Annotated in this window: 12 protein-coding genes; 7 read left to right on the top strand and 5 right to left on the bottom strand. The window is 40.4% G+C overall.

The annotated features are described in order from the left end of the window. Positions 1-7: 7 nt before the first annotated feature. The 5 genes from EGC82_RS16055 (at position 8) to EGC82_RS16035 (ending at position 9,701) form a co-directional block, all read left to right on the top strand. Positions 8-2,476, top strand: coding sequence for an alpha/beta hydrolase family protein (locus EGC82_RS16055; protein ID WP_124731659.1), 2,469 nt, complete (start codon positions 8-10; stop codon positions 2,474-2,476). A gap of 1,172 nt (positions 2,477-3,648) precedes the next feature. After that, a complete protein-coding gene (locus EGC82_RS16050; protein ID WP_124731658.1) occupies positions 3,649-5,190 on the top strand; it encodes an OmpA family protein in 1,542 nt (513 codons plus the stop codon). 23 nt (positions 5,191-5,213) lie between these two features. Beyond that, positions 5,214-6,833, top strand: a complete 1,620-nt coding sequence (locus tag EGC82_RS16045; RefSeq protein WP_124731657.1) for a hypothetical protein — start codon at positions 5,214-5,216, stop codon at positions 6,831-6,833. Beyond that, positions 6,833-7,672, top strand: coding sequence for a hypothetical protein (locus tag EGC82_RS16040; RefSeq protein WP_124731656.1), 840 nt, complete (start codon positions 6,833-6,835; stop codon positions 7,670-7,672). Before EGC82_RS16045 ends, EGC82_RS16040 begins: the two co-directional genes overlap by 1 nt. 241 nt (positions 7,673-7,913) lie before the next feature. Further along, the gene (locus EGC82_RS16035) at positions 7,914-9,701 is read left to right on the top strand and encodes a zinc ribbon domain-containing protein (RefSeq protein ID WP_124731655.1); all 1,788 of its coding nucleotides are present in this window, start codon (positions 7,914-7,916) and stop codon (positions 9,699-9,701) included. Positions 9,702-9,791: 90 nt separating this feature from the next. On the opposite strand, the gene EGC82_RS16030 is transcribed toward EGC82_RS16035, so the two are convergent. The 4 genes from EGC82_RS16030 to EGC82_RS16015 form a co-directional block, all read right to left on the bottom strand. After that, on the bottom strand, positions 9,792-11,297 hold the full coding sequence (locus EGC82_RS16030) for a S8 family serine peptidase (RefSeq protein WP_124731654.1): 1,506 nt from the start codon (positions 11,295-11,297) through the stop codon (positions 9,792-9,794). A gap of 22 nt (positions 11,298-11,319) precedes the next feature. Then, positions 11,320-12,270, bottom strand: a complete 951-nt coding sequence (locus EGC82_RS16025) for a hypothetical protein (RefSeq protein WP_124731653.1) — start codon at positions 12,268-12,270, stop codon at positions 11,320-11,322. A gap of 401 nt (positions 12,271-12,671) precedes the next feature. Further along, the gene (locus EGC82_RS16020) at positions 12,672-13,337 is read right to left on the bottom strand and encodes a hypothetical protein (protein WP_124731652.1); all 666 of its coding nucleotides are present in this window, start codon (positions 13,335-13,337) and stop codon (positions 12,672-12,674) included. A 128-nt stretch (positions 13,338-13,465) separates the two neighbouring features. Beyond that, positions 13,466-14,638 (bottom strand): hypothetical protein, encoded by a 1,173-nt coding sequence (locus EGC82_RS16015; RefSeq protein WP_124731651.1) that lies wholly within the window; start codon positions 14,636-14,638, stop codon positions 13,466-13,468. Positions 14,639-15,170: 532 nt separating this feature from the next. Between EGC82_RS16015 and EGC82_RS16010 the strand changes: the two genes are divergently transcribed. Continuing rightward, positions 15,171-18,023 (top strand): serine/threonine-protein kinase, encoded by a 2,853-nt coding sequence (locus EGC82_RS16010; protein WP_124731650.1) that lies wholly within the window; start codon positions 15,171-15,173, stop codon positions 18,021-18,023. A gap of 23 nt (positions 18,024-18,046) precedes the next feature. After that, positions 18,047-18,655, top strand: coding sequence for a sigma-70 family RNA polymerase sigma factor (locus tag EGC82_RS16005; protein ID WP_124731649.1), 609 nt, complete (start codon positions 18,047-18,049; stop codon positions 18,653-18,655). A 367-nt stretch (positions 18,656-19,022) separates the two neighbouring features. Here the strand turns inward: EGC82_RS16005 and EGC82_RS16000 are convergent, their stop codons facing one another. Beyond that, positions 19,023-20,345, bottom strand: a complete 1,323-nt coding sequence (locus EGC82_RS16000) for a hypothetical protein (protein ID WP_124731648.1) — start codon at positions 20,343-20,345, stop codon at positions 19,023-19,025. Positions 20,346-20,368: the final 23 nt, after the last annotated feature.

The raw sequence follows: 20,368 nt of genomic DNA, 5'->3' as shown, positions 1-20,368 counted from the left end.
ACATGTAATGAAAGCTTTTTCTCTGGTATTGACCAGTTTAGCGATGGCCATTTCGGGCATGGCTCACGGCGTCGAGATTGATGCTAAGCACATTGAGCGTATTGGCCCTGTGACACAAGCCTCTGCTACGACGTTATCTAAAAGCGCTCAAGCCGATGCCTTGCGTGCCAATGTAGTGGCAAAGCTCAGTCAAGCAAATAAGGCCAGTAAGGTTAGGGTATTTAATCAAGCGCTTTCCTGGCAAGCCGCCACATCGAAAGTAGAAGGAGAGGGCTGGTTAGCTTATCGTTTACCTGTTTCTACACAGCGATTTACGCAAGGTACATTAACCGTTAAAGGCCTTGAAAACCCTCAGGTGTACCTTAATGGCCAGTTAGTGAAATCAGCCGACAAGGTCGAGCTTGAACTTGCTAACGGTGATTATCAACTCATGTTGCTTGCAGATGGCTTACAAAAAGACGTGCCTTTTGGCCTCGATTGGCAAGGTAAAAGCGATGTTGATGAGCTCGATGTTACCGCGCAACAAACACAACGCGTATCGGCAGAGCAGCTTTTTGACTCAAAAGTGATTAGCAATTTAACCTTATCGCCAAATGGTAAATATCTACTGCAATCAACCATTGAGTATCAAGCCGCTCAGGGCGATAAACCGATCCAAGTGACAGAGCTGCGCAAATTGCCAGACAACAGCGTAATTTATCGCTGGCAAGATAGCCGCCCGAGCAGTGCGGTATGGTCTGATGATTCAAGACACCTCGCGTTTGTGGCTAACAAGCAAATTCAATTATTCAATGTCGCTGATTTAACTATCGATATTGCCGCCACTGAGCTTGATAATGTGTCTGGGTTACAGTGGTTTGGCGACAGTTTACTGTTTAGTTGGGAAAAGCCGTTTAAAGCAGATGACAAAGCCACCTCAAAGCGTTTTCAAGCATTGGAAGATCGCTGGAGTTATTGGCGTAACAATAGTCAGCTTTATCAATTAGATGTGGCCTCGGGGTTTATTCGCCAACTTACCGACAGTAAAATCACCAGTTCGCTGTTAGACAGTAATGCCGATAACGGCAGCTTGTTGCTGACTCGATCACCTGTGGATTACAAAGCACCAGCTCATGGTATCACTCAGCTCATCGAACTTAAGGTAGCGGATTTAAGCGAAACTATAATTGGTGAATATCGCAGCTTCAGTGGTGCTTTATATGCAGATGATGGCATGTACATTACCGCTGGGCCGCGCTTTATGGACGGCACAGGCATGCAAGACCCCAACATTGAGGTCAATGATTATGATGGTCAGTTATATTGGCGTGATGCTAAGGGCAATGTCAGTGCATTAAGCAAAGCGTTCGACCCAGCCATTGGCAGCATGATCAAGCTTGAAAATGATGATTTATTGGTCACCGTTACCGAAGGCGATCGCTCACCGCTTTACTTGTTTGATAAGCGTAAAAGCCGTTTTAGCCTCATCGACACCGGTGTCGATATGGTTGACGGTTTCAGTGTGGCCACCAAGCAATCTTCGCCGACCTTAGTGGTTGCAGGCACCTCGGCCACTGCGCCGCAAAAAGCTTACCGTATGTCGCTTAATTCAAGCCGTAAACAGGTGTTATTTGACAGCCAAAAGCAAAACTATGCCGATACGCGTTTAGGTAAAATTGAAGATTTTGATTTTACCAACAAGCATGGGCATAACATTGACGGCCGTGTGTACCTACCTGCCGATTTTGATGCCAATAAAAAGTACCCTGCATTGGTGTACTACTATGGCGGCACTTCACCGGTAGGGCGTCACTTTACTGGCCGCTGGCCATTTAATTTATGGGCAGCCCAAGGGTATGTGGTGTATGTGTTGCAACCTAATGGTGCCACCGGCTACGGCCAAGCCTTTAGCGGACGTCATGTTAATGCCTGGGGCAAGTACAGTGCAGACGACATTATTGAAGGCACTAAAGCATTCTTGAATGCCCACAGCTATGTTGATGCAAAACGAGTCGGTAACATGGGCGCGTCGTATGGCGGCTTTATGACCATGTACTTGGCGACAAAAACCGATATTTTTGCCGCGTCGATGTCACATGCGGGGATCAGTAATTTATCATCGTACTGGGGTCATGGCTGGTGGGGGTATGGCTATTCTGGCGTCGCGAGTCGCGGCAGTTTTCCGTGGAATAATCCTGAGCTTTATGTCGAGCAAAGTCCGCTTTATCATGCCGATAAAATCACTACGCCGTTATTGCTGATCCACGGCAATGCCGATACCAACGTGCCGGTGGGCGAAAGCCATTACATGTACACCGCACTTAAGTTGTTGGGTAAAGAGGTGGAGCTGGTGGAGTTTAATGATCAAGACCATCACATCAATACCCGCCAGGCGCGCTTTGATTGGTGGAACACCACCATGGCCTGGTTTGATATGAAACTTAAAGACGAGCCACAATGGTGGAACAGCCTTTACCCTGAGACGACAGATAAGTAGGTAAGTGCTTTCTTACCAAGCCAAATGGATAAGCATGTAATGACATATTGATAACGAGGTTGTCACTCTTTACTCGCTGCTGCGCGAGATAACATGTGACGTAAAGAGTGACGACCTATATCAATTGGATGGGCATGTGTCGTTCCAGTGATGGAAAACACTCGTGACAACAGGTGCTGTAAACCTAACCCATGTGTATTTCAAACCGCTGCCAATAATGAACGGTCTGTCGGTTAACCTTGCCTTGCAGAGCGAAGGAAATGGCTTTCTGTTATCGAGAAGGGGCTTATTCAGCGCATAAAACAGATCCCATCTGACCTATTCTTAGGCCCCCCACGTCAGAGGTCTCATTTTGCAACGTCTGATAATGGTGTCTCAATGGCTGGCTTTTTGGCCATTTTCAGTCTCAGGAGGAAATCGCGTTAAGTGAAAAGGTTATTTTAAATCAGGGGCATAGGGTTTGCTTGTTTGCATGTGTAAAATAGCCTAGAACTATTTTTTCTTGATTCTATGATGTGGACACTTTAGCCGAGGCAGCCTATTTTAGGGGGCGGGTATTTTAGCCTTGCCCTGTGTGAAACTCCACCTAACCACCTAATTAATTCAGTTTTCCACCTATTTAATGCGCATTTCTCCCCGTGGCAGTTAGAGCAATCCATTCATCAAAATTAATGGTATTAAAATCTACATCAGCTTATGAGGAAAATGGGTACTGACTCTGCGTGTAGGACTTTTTCGCCGCTGATAGAAATCACATGAAGTGGATATTTAGGTTTTGTTCGCGTGAACACCATTGACAACAAAAACACGAACGGGAGTTGGCATAATTGTCTCATAGCTTAACGAGCTTAACGCGGCTAACTGAATTCAGTTGGCCAGATAATGTCATAACACATCAGTTTACAATGATATAACGGTAAGCTTTTTGGCCATATCATTCCCATCATGAGCCGCAACAATTGATTATGACAAGCTCAGTTGCTTAAAAGAACAATATGAGCTGGCAACAAAATATAATCGACCAAAAAGTGTTCTGATTCATTTTTTAATTGAACATTGTCAAACTAACCCCTTTTTTTAATTGACTTTTTAACTGAATCTCTTTCTAATCGTTAACAATAGTTAATCATACGAAAGTATTCTTGTGGAGCATCGCCTTGTTAAGGAATGACATGAAAATAAAACCTATCGCGGTAGCCGTAGCTGTCGTTTTTTCACTGACCAGTTGTGTATCAACGGATCCATTGAAAAAAAATAAAGAAACATTGATTGGTTGTGCCATCGGTACGGGTTTAGGCGCATTACTGGGTAATTATATTGCTGGTAAGGACGGGATTGCCTATGGTGCCGCTGCTGGGGCCGCGATTGGTTGTACGATTGGGTATGATGTTCAGAAAAAACGCGAAGCCTTAGAAGCATTAGCCAAAGCCGAAAACCTCAATATCCAATATGCCTCGATTAGTACCAGTACTGCTGAAGATTCTCCATCGAGTATATTCATCAACTCCACCGACAATACGGTCACCGGTGAAGATGCAGAAAAGTACGCCGACTACCAGGATGTCGGCATGGCGGCGACCATTTCAAGTAACGATGACACCATGTTCGTTTCGGGTTCTGCTATCGCAACCAATAAAGCCAAAGTACAGTTTCAAAAATTGTCAGAGATTTACAAAGACTCATCAGCAAACATCTTGATAACCGGCCATACAGATTCTAGTGGCAGTGAAGAGTTGAATCAAAGTTTAAGCGAGCAAAGAGCACGATACGTTGCCCAAATATTCAGTGAAGCGGGCATTGCACCGGAGCGATTATATTTCCAAGGTGCTGGTGAAAGTCAGCCTGTCGCGGCCAATCGCGCTGAATCCGGTAAAGCTCAAAACCGTCGAGTTGAAGTCATTGAGATTGTTGGCAAACCAGAACAATTACTCGCATATTCATCAAAACAAAAATCAAACTTAGCGTATCTATCTCGTCGCTCACAAGACCGGGTTAATTCGGTTGCAGCGCCAGCAAAAGAAACAACACGTTCAAGCTCGGGGTCACAAACCCCTCAAATTGATTTAGCCAAGGTGTCTCAAGCTCAAGTGAAAAAATTGGTCAAGCCTACCAGCCTTAAGGTACCAAGTGTCGATTTTGGTGGTACAGAAATGACCCAAATAGCATCAAATTTTGCGTATTTAGTGGGTGAGAGAAAGCAAGATAGTTTTGCCCTGTTTAGTAAAGCGTATGCATCAGAAATATCAAATTTAAATTGTGCTGCAGAAGGTCCTCGAGTTGATGGTGAGGTCAAGAGCCTGGCAACCGGCGATCGTTATCAAAAGAGTGATTACAATACTGGTGATTACTTACCTGGCATGAATGGCACTGTGTGGGTTGAAAAAGTCAATGGTCATTATATTGGCCTTACGCCTGTTGCTGTTATCAGTAATGGTGGCGCTGCGGTTACAGCGCCGGTGATTAACATTTGGAAAGATTTTGATAGTGGTAAAACACAAGACACCCCAAGCTACCAAGTCAATAGCTCAATAGAAACCTATTACGGCGAAACAGGTCTATTATACCGCGTTTTCTCTACGGACCGTAATGCTCCAGTTCGTTGCATGGATATTGTTATGCCAATTGATAAAACGGCAAAGGCGATCGCTGGCAAATTATATTATGAAAAAAATAAAACAGTTTACGAAGCTAACTTTGAACCTAAATTGTTATAACAAATAAGTGTTATGGAGTAAAAATGGATTTTTTAACAACCCTATTTAATGAATACCGAATATTAGTATCTGCACTGCTAACGACTTTGATGTTGATCGTCATGATCACCATTTGGTGGGATAAAGTCAGTTTTTGGTGGCTCAATGTGTATTACTCGTTACCCTTGGTCGGTAAAGAGAAGCGTTTGTCAAAAGATTATGAGACACCCGTAAAAGTGTACAATAAAACATGGTTAAACAGTGAAGTGTCATTATGTGCTGATTTTGCCAGTCATTATGAAAAAGTGAATAAAGATGAAGAGTTATTTGCTAAAAGCCAAGATTATCTTGGCAAAGTAACTGAAAATGGCCGTAATAACTTGCACGCCATTGGTTGGGTGCTCATTGCCGCATTAGTGTTTGTTGAAGCTATGGGGTTCAGTTATGTACTGTCTGGTTTTACCATTCCGGGCGCATCTGAATCGATGCAGCAACAAGGTGCTATCGGTATAGCCTTTATTATTTCAGTACTGCTTGTGGGCTTAACTCACTTTACGGGGCATGAACTTCACGGTAACTCGCTAATCAAAAAAGCAAAAGTATGGTGGAAAAATGCGAAAAACAGAGATCGAAATACACCTGAACTTGCGCCCAATACCCGTATTAATTTAGATAAAACATTTGAAGATGATGCTGAGCCACAATATAAGCAGCTAATTAATCGTATCGCGACCAATGCTGAGGTGAAACCACGTTACTTGGTGACTATTATTACTGCTGTCGCAATTATCGTTATCGCGGTACTGGCAACATACGTACGCGGTCAAGTATTAGAACGAGAGCATATTGAAACGGTGATTATTGACACTAGCTCTTCTATGTATCAAGAACAAGATCCATACGCAGAAGCTGTACCCGCTATATTGTTACAAAATAAGCAAGAGACCGATGCTAAAAGTGATGAAGATATATGGGACCGTGAGAAAAAAGGTGGTTGGGGTACATTTATCTTCTTGGCGTTCTTATTTGTGCTATTACAAATATTCGGCATTTTAATCGGTTTTAAAACCGGTTTTGCCGGTAAACACTCTAGTGATGCACGTAAAGAAATTGGTCCTTTTAAAAGTGAGCGAGAATTTAAAGCCCACTACTCCCGTTTGAAGCAACAAGTTGCTCGTATTGCGCAAAAAAGATTGACCAACCTGCAACAAAAAATGAATCAGCGTGCAGAAACCAACTGTCAAGATCCTAAAGTGTTGCACGTATTAGAAGCCTGCGGCGATCGCTCATTTTTAACATACATGGAAGAGCTTGGGGCAGCCGAAACTAAATTTGACCAGTCGACTCGACGAAGAGAGCACCAAACTCAAATTGATAACAGGGCATTACATGCTTCTAATGCTCACCCCGAAGCAGCAGTCGCTCCTACACCAGCAGAGCTCGTTGCACCTGTATTAGACGCAGTCGTTGTGCCAGAAACCATTGTTGTTGAAACCGTTGTGGCACCAGCCGTTGCAGCAGTAGAAACGTCAGCCGAAGCAGAAGCGCGAATTCGTCAAGAGTTGCTCGCTGAAATCGCTAAAAGCAAAGCTGAAAAAGTGGTTGAAACCGAAGAGCAAATGCGTGAGCGATTACGTAAAGAGTTAATGCAGGAGATGAGCTAATGGCATTAAATGCAACCAAGATAGGATTATGTAGTGCATTATTTCTAGCATCGACTCAGTATGGTGTTGCTGCTGAACGAAATGATATTAAAAGTTGTTATGACTATGCTAAAGTCAATCCTCAAACGGCAACTCAAGTCGCTGAACGTCATCTATTTGTGGCAATTGATGGCACGTTTTCGCCTGACATGAATATTAAAAAGCTTGTGCATCAAAAAGTGCAGCTTTTTTTACAACCGGGCGACAAAATTACCATCATTAATTTTAGTGCCTACGTAGAAGATTTTTATACCAATATATTGTTCACGGGTAAGTTAGATACCGATATTGAAGATCGTGATGATGTATCGAAAAAGCTCTTGAGAAAGTTTGATAATTGCATGAACCAACAAGGCACGTTTGTGCAGCGTAAAGTGGACTCGAGCATTATTCAGTCCTTTAAAAAAGACGCTGTTGATGTGCCAAAAACGGAAATATTGTCAAATCTATCACAAGTTATTGCACCGATAGTCGCCGCCGACAGTGAAGGTCGCCGTGTATTATTGTTAGTGTCAGACATGGTTGAAAACTCAGACGTGACTAGTTTTTATGCCAGCAACTCATTGAAAACCATTGCACCAGAACAAGAAATCACCAAAGTGACTCAGGCAAATATGCTCAGTGACTTTAATCAGGCTGATATCTATGTACTTGGCGCAGGTTGGATAGCGTCGGACACAAAAGGGTTTCGTGGCGGTGAGAAAATGCTGCCATTAAAACAATTTTGGAGCCAATACTTTAAGCAATCTAATGCGAAGTTAAAAGCATTTGGGCAACCTGTGTTAATGGTTGATATGTAATAAAAACACCGCCTGTAGAGCCTAGCGATACAGGCGGTGTCATTTATACAGTTTGTGTACTGCTGGGCAAACGTGACATTAATGCCAACGTTTACTCACGGCGTTAACGAAGATTGATTTATTAATAGCAAGCCTACCGCTAAATAAGCCACTAACTAACCTAGTCGCACCATCACTTAATTTAACGTCTTGATGTTTGTACGGACAACAAAGCGCATTGCGTAAAATAAAGGATTATTGAATGAAACATTGCACGACAACGCTGACGATTGAAGATCACTATTGCCCAGATTGTGGCGATAAAATAGATAACCTTGTCACCATAAAATCAATAACTGTATTACATCCAGATATTATTGATGAACTAAAAGTACATTGTCCTAATGCGACGATTTATACTGGTTGGGTAGAAAAAACGCATTATTACAAACGCCGTTTTCAATCCGGCGGAAGTAATAGCGAAACGTTATATTATTCATACTGGTTTTTAACATTTAACAATGAAAATGGTGAGCAAAAAACGGTCAGTATCAGCGCAGAAGACAGCTCGCTTGCTCGAGTCGTCAAAGGCGATGTGATAACTATTTTAATGCCAACCGACTACAGTGCTAATTATCCATTAGCGTATAAGAGTGAAGCCAACTTAGTGACTCATAATGAGCTTGCTCCCGTTGTCGTTTTTCATCGTGATAGTGGCCAGGAATCTATACGTGAACCTGGTTATCGCGTTGAAGATTTTTCTAAATTCGGTATTTTTATCAGTGCTTTATTTCTTTGTTGTATATTGGGTGTTATAGGGGGGTATTTTGCGTTATACCCCTTTGAGTTGGGTGCGACACTCACCGTCATCGCTACCATTATTAGCTCATCAATGTGGATCAGCCGCCGCACAAAAACATTTGATGCAGAGACCGCAAGATTAGATGAAATAAAGAATACAACGAAACGTATATTAAGTGTGTCGATAGACGACATGGGCTATAACCAGCGTGCTCGACAAGCCAAAAAAGACGATGTGTACTGCCATCATTGTGATGCGCTTAACGATAACCAATACCGGTATTGCTCATCTTGTGGCGCATTGCAAATCAACGAGATGGCCAGTGAATTGATTGTGGACGCTAACAAAGCGCATAACGAACGTGACACTCATTCGTTAACAGAGCTTGGCAACAATACCATTGAGCGTGTTGTGCCACCTTCGCGCCTCACAAGACAAGAGAAAATACAGCAAACTTGCCACCCTTTCATTACGCACAATGAGAGTGATTACTTGCATAAGCATGTATTGGTGTCTCATTTCCCTTGCACAATTACCAGTTATTCCCAACTTGTGAAAGTGATTGATAAGAGTGTCCAATCAGACGTGAGTGACAATACGCAAGTTAGTTCGAGAACAACACGTACCGATTATAAAAATCACTATGGCATGACTATTCGCTCAGAGTACAACACCACCACCACAAGTCATCGTCAACGAGACTCTAGTATTTATGGCGAATTGATGGTCGAAACTCCAGAAGGGGAAGAAAAAGCGTTTAAGGCACCTCAATCACTTTTAGGTACTGCAGATATCGGTGATTGGATTTTATTAGGTTACAGTAGGGTCGAAGGTCGTGATACCAATGACGATTACAATGAGTTTTATTTTAATATTAATAAGAATGAAACGATAAAACCTGAAACCGCAACGCATTGGAGCAGGACGTCAAATAAAAGTCAGATGATTATTTTAATGCTTTTAATATTAGCCATTGCGGTTACCGTATATTTTCAACCCGTCATGAATGCTATTTTTTCTATTATTCCGTATGCAGTGGGTTACCCAGTATTTAAACTGACTGATATGTTGCATATTCCCATTAATTACTCACCACTAGTGCTCTTTACCCTCGTTTTTATATTATTAATCATTATAAAATCGAAGTTTAATCGTAGTAATCAAAAACGTCGTACCCTTGCGCTAGGTTCTTTATACGACACGCTACAACAATGTCAACGTGCAAGAGAACCTTTCTTAAAGCTATAGTCTACTAGGTAGTTTCAATACAAAAAAACGGTCATCGTGAATACGATGACCGTTTTTTTTATCGGTTTTTTATCATGAAATCGTTATTGTTTATTCGCAGCTAGCGTCTTTTTCTTCGTATGTTGTGATGTGAATAACATCATCAGAACAATCATCTGAGAAGCACACTGTAAATCCATAGTCGAATGATTCGATATCGAAATCAGGTACTAGCTGTGTTGTCTTTTTCGTGTCACTGATGAATAACTCAGTGGCACTGTCATTCACATCAATAGCGGTGCCTTTTGGTGCACGATAGACGTTATAGGTTACATGATCTCTTTCTGTACCAAGCGCATTCAGTGTTAATTCAAGCATTCCGCATAACGGAAGTGACTCGCCAAATGTTTCAATCAGTAGCTGTTTATCACATGCATTACCATAAGGAAGTGCCTGCTTGATGTAGCTTAAATTGCCCGCCTGATAAAGTTCACCCGCTTCAACAAGTTTGTCATTGTTAAGATGACCTTCACCACAGCTATCAACAGTACACGTTGTGGTGTCACTAAACTCAGTAGATGTTGATAAAAGAAGGTATTTCACTTCTGCTGGCGTTAGCCCGTCAGTAACACTAAGTACGTTGGCAATCGCTGATGAGACTAGAGGGCCAGAAAATGATGTTCCTGATCCAATGTATGTCTTATTAGGCAAAGATGGATCATCTAAGCCATAAAGGGCAACATCAACTCCGCGAGAAGTAATGTCATTTGCATGCCCATAATTTGTAAAGCTTGCCTGGTTGTCGTTTATATCAGTAGCAGAAACAGTAATAACACCCTTACAGCCTGCCGGCCACGAAAGTTCTGTTTCGACGTTACCATTTCCTGCTGAAGCGACAACGGTAATGCCTTTTGACATAGCATAATCAACTGCTTCCTGAATATCGATAGGACATCCACCATAACCACCACGACTAACATTAATAACATCAACAGAATGACTGATATCGGCGATACCTTCATCAGCAAAACTTCTTCCAGCCAGCCAAGCTATGCCGTCACTTGTTTCAAAGTTGCTTCCTTGGCCACAGGCAGCCACTCGTGCTGGGACGACTTCAACGTTATTGCCAGCACCAAAGATACCCACGCCATTATTGCTTTTTGCTGCAATGATTGAAGCGACATACGTTCCGTGAGGAGTGCATGAGGATGACTCACGCATTATCTTTTCACTGTATGCATCATTGTCATTTTCAAAAAAGTCGGCACTTTCATTCGCGTAGTTGATATCAGGATGAGGAGCAAATCCCACATCAACAACTCCAACACGGATTTTTTTTGTCTGCTTGGTTTGTGATTTTAGCCACGAGCCAATAAAGTAATTGCCGACCGTTGCCTCAGTTAATGAAGAGTGCATGTAAGAATACTGTAGGCGTTGAAACTCAGCATCGTTAGGCAATGAGCCATCAGATGACACAGACTGTTTACCAGTAGGCTGGGGCGCAAGCTGTGGCGTAAAGTAACGTTCAGTAATCTGCGTTTCTTTTGGCGCAGACATTGCTGCTGTTGCTACGAAAGACGCGAGTATTGCCATTGATAAGGTAGTTAATTTTTTCATGATATTCTCCGGTAATACAGCGTTATTCTGCGGCACAAGTTGATGAAATGATTTTGCCGATTAACGCAAATTCGCTATTAAAAACCCACTGGCCGTTCACATATGAGCCCATGGATGGATTACCAATTAAAGATGACATGCCAGTCAAGGTCATACTTAACTCACCCGGAGTAAACACCGGTAGCTTGTCTGAAAGCGCTGCAATATCACTGATTTTTGTCGCCAAAGTGGTGTTGATTGAAAGAATGTAGGTTTGCAAGCCGCTTATAGTTGAATCAATATCGGTCTCACTCAGTGCGCCAGTCTTGTAGTCTGCAAGCATTTTGGTGATTGCTGCTGAAGAGTAAGAACTGTTTTTGGCTAAGGTGCTGTATGCCACTGTTTGCGAGTCACTAAAGGCATCTTGATAATCATCTGCATCGGATGCTGTTGTTTCGCCAACATACACCCCAGCACTACTGTAAAAGCGGTAAATATTCGTCATGTCAGCAAATAATGATTTTTGGCTCACTGATGATGCGTAGGCGGTTAAAAACGAAACCTTACTGACGGCTGATGTGTTTTTAACATTGGCCGTGAACGTAACGGTATGTGAAGTTTTGCTGTCTTTAGCGGTAACGACAAACTGCTCAATGAGATCGTTGTTCATTTCAGGGGCAGTAAAGGTCACATTAACTGAATTACCACTAACATCAATTTTGACTTTTCCTTTGCCTGAATAGCTACTTGTTGCCGACAGTGTGCCATTAACATTGCCTGCTGAGAATGAGCCAGAAACTGAGCCTAGCTCATCTACTGAGGTGCTAATCAAAGACGTACTAACTGTCATTGGTTGAGATGGCTGTGTGGTTACTGGTGGCGTTGGTGTTACCGAGGAGCTATCATTTTCATCGCTGTCACTGCCCCCACCACAAGCAGAAAGAAAAACGGTTATAACCGCAGTATAAATAAACAGAGCGATGTTCTTTTTCATTATATAATCTCGATTAACAGAGTTGATTAAACTGGACATATATAATTGATTAATACTGATTCTTTTAAATAATTCAGCATTAATTAATTACTATGTTATTTGTTATTTGTTATTTGTTATTTGTTATTTGTTATTTAAATCTAATTGCATAATCCATTATTGCAGGGCGAGATCGCGAACGTTTTACGAACAGATTCAGTATATTTTTAAAACTACATTTGTTCAGAACGTTATCATTTCATGAATGATTGGAAGTGGTTCTGTATTGATACTATTCATTATGAACAAAAAACGCACACTCATGCGGTTACCCTGTCCATTATTGCCACCTATTTAACAAAATACTTGGTAATAATTAACTGCCAACTTTACCTGCCAGGTATTATAATTAATTCATCATATTATTGTGGCGGATAAAACATTGGTGACGGTTGAGATTCAATTGTTTGGTTTAATATTTTCTCTATAATCAAAAGCCACTTCTCTGCTTCATTATACTCCATTTTCGCAAACACTTTTGGCATTAAAATATTGTCTAAACTAAAATAAAGTCCAGTTTCAAGACTAGAATTAACCTGAGAGTTAATGTTTTTTGTTAAAACACTGTGTTTATCCATTGTACTAGCATGGCCAATGACATCTGTTAAGGTATGCCCAGGAGAGTAGGCTTTGTAATCCTTTATGATTTTTGCGTCAAAAGTTATAGGTGATAATAATTTTAACTTTCTATCAGTAGCAACAACGACAATAATGTTATTTACAACATCAACACCCATAGCACTACCTGCGGAAGTGTAATAGTAGTCGGTATTCTCAAGCAGTTTTTTTACATTACTCTCAAGTAAGTCAGCAGACTCGTTGAGTTTATTTATTTTCCTAGATGTATGAAAGTAACTTAATGCTATAGGAGAGCATATCAACCCAAAGAAAAACGCGGTGCTATTGTATTGATAACCTAAAAAACCACCAATTATTAATCCTAAAAAAATCCAAATTGGAGATAGGACCATAAATGAAAGAAAGTATAGGCCAAATGATTTATTTTTTACTATTCTATGACTACTCATGATTACCCTTTATACATTTGTTAAAATTGTTGCAATGAGAAAAATGTTATTGTGCAAGATAAATGTGTTACTAGGAGATAGACGTTTAATTTGAAATTAGGGTAACTTATCGCTGCCCCTAATTTATATTATTTCCAGTCGGCTACCCATGTTTGATAATTTGATTTAAATGAACTGTAAGTCATTACTTGCCCATAATGATTCTTTAATCCAAGCGCATCAAACGCTGACTCAAAACTAGTGATACCGCTTGCTGTATTTGAATATAACTTGTTTATGGTATCAATATCGTTATTTAGGTGAAGATAGCTATAAGCCAACCCATATTCTTCATAGTACAAGTTTTTATCTGATGCGTTGTTCATATCATCAATTGATGTATTTGATACTTCGCTTCGTTTAGCTATTGATTGGCCTGAAAGATACACTGCCTGACCTTCTACAAGCCAGTACGGAAGGTTGTATATGCCTATAACAGAACCATCAGTGACTCGATAGTGTTGCATTTGAACATGGTGAATAAGCTCGTGCTTGGTGTATACTGATTCTAATACACGACTATCCGTTTCTGGCTCAGCGAAGTTTAGCCCTCGAAATGTCCCTTCAGCAAAACGACTTTTGTTCATGTGTCCAGCAAGACAGACAATAACTTTGTCGCTGCGTTTTTCAACTTCCGTTCCTGATAGTTCGCTAAATTTTTCGGTTAGAATTAAAGCCGTGTCAATAGCGCCCTGAGTGTCAAGAGACTGATAATGATCTGGAATGCCATAGATAACATCGCTAGCGGTCATTGACTTCCAATCAAGATCTTTATGAATGCCGGTATAGACATAGTTATACGCAAGTTCATCATTGTATTCGTTTGTTTGTAAAAAACGATTTGCGATAGTTGGTGCGTATTGCGGCATAAATTCTTTTAGGGATGCCGTGGTAAAGTTCATTTTCCCGTAGGAAAAAGACATGTTGTTCTGAACAATTGTTGCAACAGCCATTAAGTCATTATTGCCAACTGCGCTGTTAGCATAAACTCGTACAAATTCGCTTTCAAAATACTTGTCAGAACTACCATTACAGTAATAACCCTGACCTACATCTTCTGTTGGATATTCTATATAGCCAGCACTACCAGATTGCACCGTATTACCAGACACATAGGTTTTAGATGGTGTTGTATCTGATGGGACATCGGTTTCTTTTTCTGAGTCAGCACCACCGCCACCACAAGCCGATAACACCAATGATGCTAATAATGTATAAGAATGTTTTTTCATTTTAATGTCACAGAATCTCAATAACGCCATTAATATCCATCCACACATTAAATGTGTGGTGATAAAAGCTAATGTAAAAACAACAATGCTTCGTTGTTTTCAGCCTCAGTGTTTAGTACCCAATTAATTACTCGCAATGAGCAGTAAAGGGGACATGAATGCGCAAACACCCTATAAAAAAATAACCCAATTTACAGAGAATGGCTACAGACGGATTTTTTAAAAAAAACCACATCAGAATCGAATATTTTTTATATTATAGCGTTTCAGGTCAAATTTTAAGCATTTAAATCAGTCTGTTATAGACTTTTAAACAGTTAAGGATATAGTCATCAAATTACACGGTGTCATACTTTGTGATGACTCTGCGATACGCTTGATCAAGGAGTCAATTACCCTATGTTGCTGCGTAAACGTTAACGGTGCAGCACTAATAACGACATGTTGATTTTGTGAAAGATTAATAACATAGCTTTGGTGTTTATATGGTTTCATTATTTGCGTGTTGTTGAGCATTTTAGGCATCTTTATACGGATATAACTCTCATTCACAGGCGGGAACGTGACTTCACTTTACGATATTTTTATTCAAGCAATCTCACTTCCTGCTACACAACAACGTGCATTTATTCATCAGCAGTGTGAAGGTGAACAAGCATTAATTGATGAAATTAATGTGCTTATTACCAATGACAACGAGCTTGCTGAACATGATTGGTCAAGATTAATGGCAGACCAGTTTGACAGCTTATCTAACCATGTGACCGCGTTAACAGGCTGTTTTGTGGGGGCATTTAAATTGGTGGAACTCATTGGCCAAGGTGGCATGGGAGCCGTTTATTTAGCCGATAGAATTGATGAGAAATTTGAACAGAAAGTGGCTGTTAAAATTATTAATCATCAATTAGAGTCATTTATAGGTAAAGAAGCCTTAATTCGTGAAGCCAGCTTTATGGCAAAGCTCAATCATCCTAATATTGGTAAGGTTTTTGACGCGGGGATCTCCGCTGAAGGTTATTCTTACATTGTGATGGAGCTCGTTGATGGAAAGCCAATTTCAACGTTATGGGCCGATAACAGCGTTCGATTAAAAGATAAGTTAAGCGTTTTTTGTAGCTTATGTGACGCCATTCATCATGCGCACCAAAATCAAATTGTTCATGCAGATCTTAAACCCGCCAATATTCTGGTCGATAATAGCAATCAAATAAAGGTATTGGATTTTGGTATTGCGCGTATCTTTTGTAATAGTGACGAACCAAGCCAACAGATATACAAAACGTATGTTAAGGCGTTAACCCCCATTTATGCCAGCCCAGAAGTTAAACTCGGCGAACTTGCCAATACAACAAGTGATATTTACTCACTTGGGTTAATTTTAAAAGACTTACTGCTTTGCTCAGATGAATATGGCAAAAGTGTGGAGTTACATGCGATTGCTGATAAAGCATCCAGCCTTGATAGTTCGTTACGTTATCTTTCTGTTTTAGATCTTAAATATGATATTGAACGCTATTTAAGTCATCAAAATGTAACTGCGTATTCGGGCAGTTATAGGTTTAAATTAACAAAGTTTATTTTTAAGCGATACCCTATCCCAACATTGACAGCGGTGAGTTTTTTAGCCGCGATAACTTATCTAACTGTGAATTTATATATACAGTTTGAAGACCTTAAAGTGGCTAAGAATCAGTCTGACTTGGTGGTAAAAAAGTTATCTGAGCTATTGGAAATGGCAGACTTAAAAAAATCGAATGGTAAAGAGTTACTCGCGGTAGATTTATTAGATAATGCTAAAAAAATCGTCAAAGATGATAAAGTCCTTAATGCCGATTCTATTGCGAAAATCAAACTGACTCTGGCTGATAGTTATGAGTCTATTGGTAATATTGCACAAGCTAAAGTTCTGTATCAAGAAGTGATAAATAACGTTGCATTATTAAACGACGCTGATACGGCTTTTAAAGCAGGTGGACAATTAGTGCAATTGTACAACTATTCAAATGAATTTAGTTTGATTGACCCTAATACAAGTGTGTTACTTGACCATTTAACATTTTCGGATGTTGAGGGGTTACCTGATACACCATTGCAAGCCATTTTTTATCACAATTACCTTAATGGCCAGAAATACCATTTATATCAAAGTATGCCCAGCGATATGGGGTTACAACACATTAATTTACTGAGAAATATCAAAGCCCATTATTGGAGTGAATTAACCGATGAGCTTAAAGGTAATGTGCTTGGGGCACTTGGTGGTGCGCTAGAGAATCAAATACCCATTGGGATAGAGTTTAACTTTGAGCAAACCGATGAACTCATTTTTGACTCTCAATATAAACCACTTATTGAAGAAGCCGCTGTTGCCCTTAATCAATCGGTCGAGATTTATACTGGTTTGAACAACCAAATTGAAGTGTTAAAAAAGCAGTTGGTATTAGGCCGGGCGTACATAGAATTAGACAGATTTGAAGAAGGACAGCGTGTAATGAACCAGGCGCTGAATAACCACAAAAAAATTGTCGGTGAACAACATCCTAATAATATTTACTTTTATCGCATGATTGCTGGTTTTTATGCTTATGATGCGCCGCAATTAAGTTATCAAGCGGCGGTAGACGGTGTCACGTTAGCGGAAACATATTTGGCGACTAACCCCGGTTTATATCTGAATTCGCTTGAGGTACTGTTGTTCACGTTATACAACATAGGGGATTTTGAACAATATCAACAATATGCTAATCGGTTGTTTAATGTGTATTTAACCCTTGGTACTGATAAGCGGGACATTGCATCGGTGACGTTAGCAGCAAAAATTATAGATGAGTATTTGTCTATTATTGGGAAAGCCCCTGAAAACTTGCCCGCGATTGTGACTCAAATTTTAAATGATGTTGATGGGCTGGTGAGTGGCAAAGACAATATTTCAGAGCGAACAACAGCGCTATTTACACCCGCATTCAATACTTATTTACTGAACTTAGTCACAAGCCAGGACTTAGCACTAACGCGTATTGATTATTTGCAATCGCAAGATGTGCTTACTACAACAGCAAAGCGAGATGTTTATTTTTACAATAAGAAACAACTTGAACTTGCCTATTTACTAAGTGAAAGCGTAAGCACAGAAGCGGACTCTGACATTGTGTTAGCTGCATTACCTCAGTTTACGTGGGGAGCAAAAGAGCGTCGCAATTCTGCTAATCGTCTTGATGTATTGATAAAAGAAGCCAACATCGCCCTGAATTACCGCAATATAGCGTTTTCAAAGCGCAACATTACCCAGATTAAAACACTGTTAGATAACCGAAATATTCAGAGTAATAGTAATTGGTATAAGCAATACCAGCAGCTGGTGGATGACGTAGTGGTTGCTGAACGGTCTGTGGGTTTAGCGAAACGCAGCAGTTAATATAGATTCAAAGGAGCTTGTTAATGACAGAAAGTGAAGTGTTGTGTTTAATTAAAGCTTGGCAGAATGGCGAGCCTGAGCCAACGAAGGTATTGATGGAATTGGCTTATATTAAAATAAAAGAGTATGCCAATATTCATTATGACAATCTGCCTGAGGATGTAAATACTGCATTTTTATCTTTGTCTGTTACGGATTTAACGCATGATTGCTATGAAAAGTTGTTGGTCGCCGAGTCAACTTTACCTGTTGAAACATTACGTGAGTTTTACAGTTATTTAAATTCAACGGTGAGAAACCTATTTATTGATCATTATCGTAAGACGGTAAAGAGCAAGGCGAGGGGGATGAGTAAAGTGTCATCAACCATTGCGATTAATCAAAAAGGCCAATCTTTGGAGGATGACTTTAATAGCATCATTTTGTACCTCGAAATGGACGGCTTTTCTAAACACTATGCAAGGCAGGCAGAGGCACTGGATTTACGCTATTTTGCTCAAAAGAGTAACAAAGAAATTGCCAGGTTACTCGGAGTGTCTTTAAGAACGGTAGAAAATGATTTACGGTTTGCCAAAGCATGGTTAAAGCAACGCATGCAGCCGTCTGTTCAACCGTCTAGAGAGTTTGCATAAACGGTGTTGTGATAGTGATTTAATACCATTCCGAATTAATATGTGACCACTCAGAATGCGTCCAGCGGTTTTTGATTAAGGTGTCGCTATGTAGTAATGGTTGTTCCCTTTCAAATAGCGAGAACGCAGAGCAAAAGCCGCTGGGGCATTCCTTTCAGGCGAGTTTTAAAAGGGCTTATACTGCGTTGCATGACTTCGAAAGAGAACAACTATTCATTCAGTCATTCGCCTTGTTTAAGTCCTTTTAAATTCTCGCTGAGAGATCACTTACTAACGCTGAATGGTATAAGATACGTTTAACCACCAATAAAAAACCAGACAAGCTGTCTGGTTTTTTTATTGAACTCATTTAACTAACGAATAAAGATCAGTCATCACAGGTTTCACAAACGTTAACACCGGTGAAATCAATATCACCTAATTCACCATTAACAACGGATTGTGTCATTGGACCATAAGCATTTTCATCAGCGGTGTCGATGGCGTAAATCTGGTAGTCGCCATCTGGAATGCTGCCAACGGCATAGCTATAGCCGCTCTGATCTGTATTTACCGTAACTTCATACTCATTTTCTTGATCCAGTGTTGGTATAAGAAACAATCTGGCGATGGTGACTGTCGCTGAAACAGATGTAAATGATGCTGAATATTGATCTGTATTCAGCCAGTCATTTAGGATTAGTTCACTGTATCCTTCTGTTGTTAATAGGTCTGTGTAGTCATAGCCAGAAGGCAGTGTGAATGCGCCTGTTGCTTGCAACATTGCGATTTCACTGTGAAACTGTGGCATTGTTTGAGGATCTTGTCCTGCTTGATACGAATTTCTAATGAGTGAGATAAGTGCTTGATCAGTTAACCCTTTGTCTACTAAGTAGTTAACCGAGGTTTTATAGATTGAGTATAGTTTATTATCGTATTGTGGATAGGCTTCTAAGATATCTTGTTGGTGATTATAGGTGTTAATGCCATAAGCTGATTGCAACCCTTGTAATGAGGAATTGCTTGCCAGATCGCTTGTAAAGTTCATTAATAATGAACGGCTTACATTACTTGAATCCATTGAAGCAAAATACTCTGCACTGCCTTCTTGGAACCAACGAGGCAAGTGAAGATATACAGTACTTTGTTCAAGCAGTTCGGATTGAACAACATGGAATAATTCATGTTTTGCTAGTTTGAAGCTATCTGCGTCAAGCTCGAATGGGCTAAATGTCATACTGGCAATTGAGCTTGTTCCAATACCCGTTTTATTATTATCGAGACAAATTACCCACTTATTTTGTCCATCCAAATTTAGGTCATTGCTTTTATTTAAGCCCGTCGCTGTTACCAGTTCATTTAAGGCGACTTGAGTAAGTTGTGCTGCATAAATTAAATCAGCGTCATTCCCATTACTTTTGGCGCTTGAGCTGAAACCTACATACAAGTCAGTCGTTTCATAGACACTGCTTGTTGTCGAACATTGAGCTTCTACGCTGTTATCTGATGCAGATGGGGTTATCGCCAGCATTTTTTGAGCAAGTTCACCTGTTGGGGCCATATAGACACTTTGCTCAGAAGAAGATGAGCCGTTGCCATTGCTAGGTGTATTGACTGAATCGTCGGTGTTTTCATTACTGTCGCTGCCACCACATGCAGTTAATCCTGCAGATAATAATGCGATACTGATTAACGATGTATATTTTTTCATATTATTTTCAACTTTCTTCATGG

It is taken from the genome of Shewanella livingstonensis (assembly GCF_003855395.1).
In the GTDB taxonomy this organism is placed as follows: domain Bacteria; phylum Pseudomonadota; class Gammaproteobacteria; order Enterobacterales; family Shewanellaceae; genus Shewanella; species Shewanella livingstonensis.
Note: the sequence above shows the minus strand (reverse complement) of the source record. Positions and strands in the feature narration are given on the sequence as shown.